The following is a 9,511-nucleotide window of genomic DNA, read 5'->3' as shown; positions in this document are numbered from 1 at the left end:
CCTCGATCCGCAGCACCTCTCGGCTGGTTGCAAGCACCGTCGTATGCGGACAAAGGCGTACGACGGTTTCCGCCATTCGCGCCCCGGCGTCGATGACGTGCTCGCAATTATCGAGAACGAGTAGGAGCTTCTTGTCGCCGACCGCCCGAGCGACAGATTCAGGGGAAATCTCGTCACCGCCCAATCGCAAGCCGAGCACGCCGGCAACCGTGGATGGCACCAGGCTGGGATCCGACAGCGAAACCAGCTCGACGAACAATACGTCACTCTCGATCGTCGGGAAGAGCCTGCGGGCTATCTCGGACGCCAACACGGTCTTCCCGATTCCGCCTGGCCCCGTCAGCGTCACCACACGGTAGGCGGACAAAAGGTCCCGCAGATGCTGTACGGCGGCCTCTCGACCGACAAGTGCCGACGCCGCCACTGGGACATTGGTCTCAAAGGGCCGGGCGGCCGGCCGGGCCCGTTCCAGCACATCCGGCGTCGTGGGCGCGCTTTCTTGCCGGATCGCCCAATTTCCAAGCAGCCGATAACCGCGACCCGACACCGTCTTCAGCATGCCGCGATCGGCGCCTAGCGCCTTCCGGATTGCGGAAATATGAACCTGAACTGTGTTGTCCTCGACGATGGCGCCCGGCCAAATGCGCACCATGATGTCGTCCTTGGTCACGAGCTCGCCCGCTGATTGGACGAGAACCACGACGATTTCGAAGGCACGGCGGCCGATCGGGACGGGACTCCCACCCGCACGCAATTCGAGGCGAGCGAGGTCAACCTCCCATCCCTCGGATTCGTATACAGGTTGTCGGCCCTGCGTGGGCACTTCGGCACCTCAAGTGTGGTGGATTTGAAGTTCCTGTCTTTTTGGTGGCATCCGCGTTTAGGGACTTCAATTCCGAATACCACACTAGACACAATATATTACCAGTGTGGCCTTGAATCCGAAATTCGCTCCCGGTCCCACCTGCTCGTGTTGCGAATTTCGGATTCGCCACACTAGGCGCTCCCGGCGACGAGATTCCCGGCATCAATCGGACGGGCGTGCGCCGCCGCATAGTCGCGCGCCACGACGACGAAGTCATCGTTCGGCGCGGGTGTCGCCGCACGGAGTGCCTCCGTCTCGGAAATTGCATTTGGGTCATTCACCATGGATGGCTCAGCCTTGTCTTGTGCCCAGGCGTCCGAGCCGGTCATTTGATGCAAATCAATGCCACCTTTCCGATTGTGACGAATCTAGCCAGCGGCTGCCCATACCGGACGCCCTGATCGATCAACGGGCTACATGGCCGCGCGGTGGGCATCGGTTTAAGGCCCGCCGACATGGTCTTCACGGGAGTCTGGCTATGAACCGCATCGTCTCACTTGCAACGGCATTCGCGATAGGACTGACCGCATATGCTGCATCGGTCTGGTCCCAGCCTTTAATTCCGCAACACTACGACGTCATCAAGGCGATGCAAACTGCCGGGCGAAAGGTTTACGCCGATCATTGTGCCGTGTGCCATGCGCAGAAAGCGGGTGCACTCGCCATAGGCCCCGATCTCAACGGCGTCGTCAATCGAGCGGCCGGATCCGCGGCTGGATTTCCTTATTCCGATGCGCTGAAGAATTCGGGCTTGACCTGGACGGAGGCCAATCTCGAAAAATGGATCGCTGATCCATCCCATTTGGTCCCGAACACACTCATGCCGCACGTTTCGCTTGGTGACCCGGCGGAGCGGATCTATGTAATCGAGTACCTGAAGCTCCTCAAGCCGTAAGCTACTCGATAGACCAGGAAAGGATAATCGATTCTTTTTCGGCCCCTTGCGTTTGAAGAGGCGCTGCTCACAAGCTAGCCTCGACCGAAGCGCCTGGCGCGAGTAAAACCCGACGATGACCGGGCGGACGAGGATGGAGCAAGTTTCCTGCCTGTCGAGCGAGCGACCAAACGGTACCCGTGTCCGGGAAGCGAGGTGACTTACAGGAAGAAAATATCCAATGGAGTTCCAAGCGATGGACGATCCAGCAGCCGAGTTGGGCGGCCTAGCTGTTCCAGGCCGAAAGGGGTCTCGTCTTGATCCGGAGTGGCGGACGGCCCAGCCTCTGTCATCGGCAATTCTGCGCCGCTGTTGCGATCCGGCCGATCTCGATTTCGCCACGACGGATGAGCTACCTCCGCTCGCGGGGCTTGTCGGCCAAGAGCGGGCGATTGACGCCATCCAGCTTGGAATCGCCATGCGTCGGCATGGCTTTAACGTTTTCGCCTTCGGCCCGGCGGGAACCGGGAAGCACACGCTGATTCAGCAACTCCTCGAGCGTCAGGCGGCGTCGGAAGAAGCGCCGTCCGATTGGAGTTACGTCAATAATTTCTCGGATGCGCGGCGTCCACGATGTTTGAGACTGCCCGCGGGCCGTGCGGCACCATTGCGGGATGCCATGAAGCGGCTCGTCGCGGATATGCGGATTGCGCTGCCTGCGGCATTCGAGCGCGAGGACTACCGCGCGCGGCGAGAGGTCATCGATCAACAGATTAAGCATTGCCACGAAGAGGCGTTTGGTGCGCTTCAGCAAAAGGCTGAGAAAAAGGGCGTCGGACTCATTCGTACGCCGATGGGGCTCGCCTTGGCGCCCCTTCGAAACGGCGAGGTTATACCGCCCGATGCCTTCAATCGGCTGCCCGCGGAAGAGCGGCACGAAATGACCGCGGTCATGCAATCTTTGCAAGGCGATCTCGAAGCGGTGATACGCCGAATTCCCGACTGGGAACGCGAACATCGCGATGCGGTGCGACAACTCAATCGAGACACCACCGCCGGCGTCGTGAAGCACTTGTTGCAAGAAGTTCGGACTTCTTTCGCCGATCTCGGCGAGGTTATTACCCATCTCAACGACGTCGAACAGGACATTCTCGAACATGCCGACGACTTCATCGCGAGCAGTCACCCGGACGGTCCGAGCGGAGCGTCACTGGAAACGCCGGTCGACGAGTCCGCTTCCTTCCGGCGTTACCAGGTGAACGTGCTCGTCGACAATGCCGGCTGCAAGGGCGCGCCAATTGTCTATGAGGATAATCCGACGCATCAGAATCTTGTCGGTCGAATTGAACACATTGCGCGCTTTGGCACATTGATGACGGATTTCAATTTGGTTGTGGCCGGCGCGCTGCACAAGGCGAATGGCGGCTATCTTGTCCTCGATGCACAGCGCCTTCTCACCGCAAACTTCGGCTGGGAATCGCTGAAGCGTACCCTGCGCGCGGGTGAAATCCGCACCGTTTCCCTCGAACAACTTCTGAGCCTCGCGAGCACGGTCTCGCTCGACCCCCATCCCATACCGCTCGAGGTTAAAGTCGTCCTGATCGGATCGCCCCTCCTTTATTTTATGCTCTCTGAGCTCGATGTGGACTTTCCGGAGCTTTTTAAGATCGCGGCAGAGTTCGATGACCGGGTGGACCGGACCCCGGAGAATATTGGCCTCTATGCGCGACTAATCGCCACTGCTGTCCGACGTGAGAACTTGCGTCCACTCGACCGCGCTGCCGTGGCGCGCACGATCGAAGAGGCGGCACGGCTTTCCGGCGACGCCGCAAAACTCTCGGCCCAGCTTCGGGGTCTAACGGATCTGCTCCAAGAGGCCGATCACATCGCCGCTAAAAATGGCGGCGGCGTGGTCGATGCATCCCACATTGAAGCCGCAAGTATGGCGAGACGCCGCCGCTCGGATCGCATTTATCGCCGGATCCAGGAGGAGATCGCGCGGAATACCCTCCGTATCGAGACCGAAGGCGAACGAGTTGGACAAGTGAATGGACTCTCGGTCATTACCATCGGCGGCGTAGGCTTCGGCCAACCCAGTCGAATAACGGCGCAAGTGCGCCTCGGGAAGGGAGAGGTCATCGACATCGAACGCGAGGTGGCGTTGGGGGGCCCGATCCATTCGAAAGGTGTGCTGATCCTCGCGGGCTTTCTCGGTGGACGCTTCGGCCGGAGCGGTCCGCTCACGTTGACCGCGAGTCTCGTGTTTGAACAATCCTACGGCGGGGTCGAAGGCGACAGTGCCTCCGCGGCGGAGCTTTTCGCCCTGCTCTCGGCCTTGTCCGAAACTCCGATCAGTCAATCCTTTGCCGTAACGGGTTCGCTCGACCAGCACGGTCGAATTCAGGCCATTGGCGGCGTCAACGAGAAGATCGAGGGCTTTTTCGACGTATGCCGGGCACGCGGCCTCACGGGAACACAAGGTGTCCTAATTCCATCCTCGAACGTACAGCACCTCATGCTACGCCGCGATGTAGCCGAGGCAGCGGCAGCAGGCCTCTTCCGCGTGATCCCCATTGACCATGTCGATCAAGGAATGGAATTGCTGACTGGCTCGCCATCGGGCGCAGCGGATCTTGAGGGCCATTACCCAGAATCGACGCTCAATCGACGAATCGCCGCGCGCCTGGCAGCACTTGCAAAACGCGCAGCGCCTTCTCCTCCCCCAAGGGTTGTCCGGAGGCCAACAAAGCGCGCGAGGTCGGATGACTGAGCATACCATTCGACGCATCGTCTTCGCATGTGATGCCGCCTCCGACATACAAGGTGCCGTCGAGGGCGCCGCTGCGTTGGCCAGTCGCTGGCGTGCGGCACTGCATGGTGTTTTCTTACAGGACGAGAATCTTTATCGGCTCGCCAGCCTGCCCTTCGGGCGCCAGGTCACGCTCTCGTCCGCGGTTACGGAAGACTTCAACGTCGATGAACTTGAGAAAATCACCTCGACCCTGGAGTCCGCAATGCGGCGCACGTTGGCCGATGCAGCGGCAAAACGCGGCCTGGAATGGTCGTTCGGCGTCGTCCGCGACTTTCCAACGGCCGCCGCCTTGACGGACATCGAAGGCGACATTCTCGTTGTGCAAGGCACCACCCGTCCATTTTCCGGCGCATGGCGCCTCCGCTCGCCTTGGGAAAGTTTGCCTGAGGACTATGGAAGAGCGATTTTGATTCGGCGGGAACACGGATCTTTGGCAGGCCCGGTCGTATTATTGCTGGGCAACGGCAATGATACCGAGCGGATTCTCCGCGTCAGCTTCGCGATGACAGAACCCGACGACGCCGTTGTAATCCTCGTCCGCGAAGAAGAGTCGTCCCGACTCGAGCGAGTGCGGCAAATCACCGAGTCTCTGGAGAGTGCCCACCGGCGAAAGGTCCGGCTTGAGGCGAGCCCGACGGAACCGGCGAGAGTGCTCCATCGTATCGAGCGTCTTAAGCCGTCACTTCTCATTATCGATTCCGGTGGATTGGAACGCCGCAACGTTCACGAACTGATTACCGGATCGCACTGTGACGTTTTCCTGGTCCGCTGATCCATCGCGGACGAAAAGAGAATACGATAGACGCAGTCGAAATAATGGGGACGATGAACAGATGAAGGCACGCGACGTAATGACGTGCGACGTCGCGTCGGTGCGCCCAGACGCGCCAAGGCGAGTAATTGCGCAGGTTCTGATCGACAGGGGCATTAGTGCCGTCCCGGTGGTCGATGAGAATAGTGTGCCGATCGGCATGGTGAGCGAGGGAGACTTGATCGGCCGCGGCGATTCGGATCGCGAGGCTCGGCGCGATTGGTGGCTGACGCTCTTGGCGGAAGGCGAGGCGCTTAGCCCCGAGTTCATCGCGGGCCTTCGCAACCCGGAGCGCGTGGCGCGGGACATCATGTCAGCGCCAATCGTCACCGTCGACGAAGAGACGGATCTTTCCAAAATTGCCGAGTTGTTGGTGGCGCATCGCATAAAGCGCGTGCCCGTGGTTCGCGATGGCCGCATTGTGGGCATTGTAAGTCGCGCAGATTTAGTTCGCGCTTTTTCCCAGGAACGTTCGTCGCCCGTCGCCGCTCCCCGGGAAGGATTCCTCGCTCACGCCCTTAATGAACTCGACGAGCATTTCACCCATCGGCGCCATCCCGTTGCGCAGGCACCAGCCGGCGCGCATCGGGACCCGCATGATATCGCGCCGTCGGCAACGGATTTTCGAAATCTGGCGGCGGACCATGACAATAGGGAACGACAGCACCGCGAAGATACGCGCCGAGCCGCAGCCGTGGAGCGACGGCGCAAAGTGGCGGACCTAATCGACCACCATATTTCGGAGGAAAGCTGGCGAATACTTGTGCATCAAGCGCGCGAAGCGGCGGAGCACGGACAAAAGGAGTTCATGCTGCTTCGCTTCCCCAGTCAGCTCTGCAGCGACGGTGGCCGCGCTATTAACGTGATCGAACCCGCGTGGCCGGATACGTTGCGCGGGGAGGCCCAGGAGCTCTATCGACGGTGGGAGCGAGACCTAAAGCCCCAAGGGTTCCGACTCGCGGCCCGCGTCCTAGAGTTTCCAGGCGGATTGCCTGGCGATATCGCCCTGCTCCTCGTTTGGGGAAAATGATTGCAAAAATTCTGTTTCGGTGATCGCGTTACCGGATGGCGCGTCAGCCGTTGTCGACCTCTTTGACGGGCGAGGACTTCGTTGGGTGACAGCAGCTCGGCTCAGACTCGGCACTCGTCCTGCACAGGCATGACGAGTTGATCGGCACATCTGCCTTGGCCAGCGCCGTGGCGAGCCTGGCCTGCAGCGCAGGCAGCTCTTCACTCTGGCTGCGCTTCAAGCATTCCACCAGCCCGTGCAGCGCCCACACATTGTCGGGGTGCTGGGTGCAGCGTTGCACCTTGCCGCTCAAGCCCAGATCGTCCCGATAGACCCGTTCGGCCTCCTCGCGGTGATCCCGATCGAGAAGCAGTGCGGCCAGTGCATGGCGCGGCGGGTGCATCCACGCCCAAGGCTCGGTGTACGATAAATTGTCGTCAAGCTCGACCGCCTGCCGCAGATGGGCGTAAGCCTCGTCATGTCGGCCCTGGTGATAGGCAAGCTCGCCGTCGAGCAAAGCAGCGCCGACGCCGAGAGACGCTCTGGTCGGGTTGCTGAGGAAACGCCGCTCGGGCGGGATGGTCGCCAAATGCCGATGAAACCTTTCGCGCTCTTGCTCCGCCCCGGCGAAATCCCTTAGCGTCGCACGCGCGACGCCCTTGGCGTAATGCTGCATGGCAGCCGTCAGCACATAAAGCTCGGGCTCCTCGACCATTGGTTCCTCGATGATGTCCTGCCAGCGGCCGAAGCGCACCAGCACATGCGACCGCATGGCATGATAGCCCTCCACCGTCTGAGTGAGCTTGGGCCGGTCCGGAAGGCTCACGACGGTGCGCGTCACCAGTTTGCGCACCTTATCGGCGGCCCGAAGTGCCGGCGCATACTGGCCGAGAAGCATGCAGGTGAACATCATCAGATGCAGGTCGTGGCAGCAGCCGAGCAGGTAATAGCTGGGCTCACCCGCATAGGCGAGATAGAGGTCGTTGGCGCGGTCCGCCCTTTCGCTGGCGAGCCGGGCCTTCTCGTATTCGCCGCACAGCACGTAGATGTGAGCAGGCATGTGGTTCATGTGTCCGGCATCGGGGCACATCGTGCAGAGCAGGTCCGCCGAGCGCATTCCGCGCTCCGGCATGGCAGACATTTCCAGCAGGTGGATATGCAGGTGAAGGATCGCCGGATGCTGTGCGATGCCGGCCTCGTCGGAGAGCCTGATTGACCGCTCGCAAACCCGCAGTGCCTCGATAACGTCCGAATTCGGCGCCGGCGCGCCAGTCTTGAGGTCCCAGAGGCGCCGCACGGTGCGCATCATCAGCGCCTCGACAAACAGCGCCATCACGTCGTGGTCGTCGGGAAAGTTGACGTAGACCGACCGCATCGCGGCGGCATAGGCGTCATCCCAACGCTCGAATTCCTGCGGCGTCACGTGATGCGGTTTCTGGAAACGGTCGGCAAGCGCCTCGATCAATCGATTTTCGATCGGACTGGCGTGAGCGGCGTTGGCGCGCGCAAGCTGGACATGCTCGAAGCAACGCCTGGTTGCGCTGTTGGCCTCGGCGTCCCCGTGTTCTTTCCAGGTCAGATTGTAGAAGGGCCCGGCGGCGTAAGCGATCCCCCAATGCACCATGGCGCATCCGGGATCGCTTTCCAGCGCCTTCTCAAAGCACTTGATGGCTTCTTCGTGGTTGAAGCCGTAGCACCAGTTCAGGCCGATATCGAACCAGCGCTGGGTTTCCGCCGAGTGGGTGGAGATGGTGCGCCTATAGGCGCCAAGGTTGAAGCGATCCATCCTGCCTCATTCTTGAGCCATACTTGGCGAATTTCGGAGTCACCGCACTCGTCGACATGCGATCCAATTCAGAGGACGGCTCTGACCGGCTTCGGCGCGCGTTCATCCCGACTTTTGTAGGCGCTTTCGGAAATAGCCCTTCCAACTCTCCGGCAACGCGTCGACCAGTAAAGCGCGCTGCACGGACGCCGTCTCTTCCTCGCCATACCTTTTGGCTACGTAGAGTCGCGTGATCCCGGAAACGGGAATCGCGTTCGGGTCTCGGGCAATCGCGTGAATTGGGTCACCGGCGTCGACTTCTCCCTCACGGATAACGGCAAAATAGAACCCGGTCCGCCCGCTCGAGAGGAAGCGCTTGACCATTTCGTCCGCCTGAAACCTGATTCCCAGTTTGTAGCAAGGCAGGCGGGGCTGCGTCACCACCACTTCCGCCGTGCCGACTGAGAAACGGTCGCCAATGAAAAGGGAGTCTTCCAGCAAGCCCTCGGTCGTGAAGTTCTCTCCGAAAATCGCGGTCGGCAACTCGCGGCCCGGCAATTCTTTTTTCCAGTACCCGTAGTGCTCGATCGGGTAGCCGTAAACCGCTTTGTCTTCCCCTCCATGCACTTTGAGGTCCGCTTGACGGTCGCCATCGAGATTGAGCTTGCGCAACGCAACGCGACCTTCGAGCGGTTGCTTGTAAATCCCGGTTGTCACGGTCTTCCCGCGCCATACCACGTCTTGCGGAAGTCCGACGTTGACTGAGATGAGCCTCATTGCCATTGACCTCCTATATTCGCCATAAGGCTCCGACCCTCGCCGTTTGACGTCGCTTATTGGGACAGATCGGACATGTGGCACCGTCGTTTGGAAGTTCGGCTTGCTGAGCTGCGAAATTGTTAGGTTCCAGTACCCATCTTCGTGCAGCATGTGGCGCCAAACCGAGGGTAATCCCCTTTCGTCAAATCGGCTCACTCACTCCCCGGCATTGTACGGCTCGCACATATCCACAAAATTGCCGATCTCCGCGAGCTTTCCGATGTTCCAATTTTTCTCGAAGAATTGCAGATAACCGTAATACTTGGTGTAGAAGCCGGATATCTCCGGGTAAAACGCTTTGCAAATCGTCCCCGCGTCACACTGCTTGGAAAGTCCGCAAGTGCCCACGTCGTAATAGACGTTTATCAGATTGTGAACGTGAATTTTGATCTTCGAATCGCTGTCGACAATGTTCTGGATCTGGTTCATTGCGTCCGTCGATTCCGCTTGGGCAACGCATTGGCTGTAAGGTGCAGATTTGCACACACTCGCCGCCTCCGGCTTCCAGAGTTTCGAGCCCATTATATTGTCGGACATGGGAGTCTTGGCCGCGAAT

The 9,511-nt window shown here is 60.1% G+C and carries 9 protein-coding genes; 4 read left to right on the top strand and 5 right to left on the bottom strand.

Annotation, left to right across the window (positions count from 1 at the left end; all coding sequences use genetic code 11):
* The coding region (locus VEJ16_05325; protein HYB09072.1) for a winged helix-turn-helix domain-containing protein at nt 1-823 on the bottom strand (823 nt) is incomplete at its 3' end.
* 173 nt (nt 824-996) lie between these two features.
* The gene (locus tag VEJ16_05320; protein ID HYB09071.1) at nt 997-1,194 is read right to left on the bottom strand and encodes a hypothetical protein; all 198 of its coding nucleotides are present in this window, start codon (nt 1,192-1,194) and stop codon (nt 997-999) included.
* 149 nt (nt 1,195-1,343) lie between these two features.
* Here VEJ16_05320 and VEJ16_05315 point away from each other — a divergent pair, with 149 nt between their 5' ends.
* The 4 genes from VEJ16_05315 (at nt 1,344) to VEJ16_05300 (ending at nt 6,392) form a co-directional block, all read left to right on the top strand.
* Nucleotides 1,344-1,760: a c-type cytochrome gene (locus VEJ16_05315; protein HYB09070.1), complete on the top strand. Its 417-nt coding sequence runs from the start codon at nt 1,344-1,346 to the stop codon at nt 1,758-1,760.
* 235 nt (nt 1,761-1,995) lie between these two features.
* Complete coding sequence (locus VEJ16_05310) at nt 1,996-4,509, top strand: ATP-binding protein (protein ID HYB09069.1); 2,514 nt, start codon at nt 1,996-1,998, stop codon at nt 4,507-4,509.
* The gene (locus VEJ16_05305) at nt 4,502-5,323 is read left to right on the top strand and encodes a hypothetical protein (GenBank protein HYB09068.1); all 822 of its coding nucleotides are present in this window, start codon (nt 4,502-4,504) and stop codon (nt 5,321-5,323) included. The genes VEJ16_05310 and VEJ16_05305 overlap by 8 nt, the downstream gene beginning before the upstream one ends.
* Before the next feature lie 61 nt (nt 5,324-5,384).
* Nucleotides 5,385-6,392, top strand: a complete 1,008-nt coding sequence (locus tag VEJ16_05300; GenBank protein ID HYB09067.1) for a CBS domain-containing protein — start codon at nt 5,385-5,387, stop codon at nt 6,390-6,392.
* 43 nt (nt 6,393-6,435) lie between these two features.
* Here the strand turns inward: VEJ16_05300 and VEJ16_05295 are convergent, their stop codons facing one another.
* The 3 genes from VEJ16_05295 to VEJ16_05285 all read right to left on the bottom strand — a co-directional run.
* Complete coding sequence (locus VEJ16_05295) at nt 6,436-8,157, bottom strand: hypothetical protein (protein ID HYB09066.1); 1,722 nt, start codon at nt 8,155-8,157, stop codon at nt 6,436-6,438.
* A 102-nt stretch (nt 8,158-8,259) separates the two neighbouring features.
* The gene (locus VEJ16_05290; protein HYB09065.1) at nt 8,260-8,913 is read right to left on the bottom strand and encodes an MOSC domain-containing protein; all 654 of its coding nucleotides are present in this window, start codon (nt 8,911-8,913) and stop codon (nt 8,260-8,262) included.
* Nucleotides 8,914-9,111: 198 nt separating this feature from the next.
* A partial coding sequence (locus tag VEJ16_05285) for a hypothetical protein (protein ID HYB09064.1) occupies nt 9,112-9,511 on the bottom strand: 400 nt, incomplete at its 5' end.

Source organism: Alphaproteobacteria bacterium (assembly GCA_035625915.1).
GTDB lineage: Bacteria > Pseudomonadota > Alphaproteobacteria > JACZXZ01 > JACZXZ01 > DATDHA01.
This window is presented reverse-complemented; position numbering and strand designations above follow the sequence as displayed.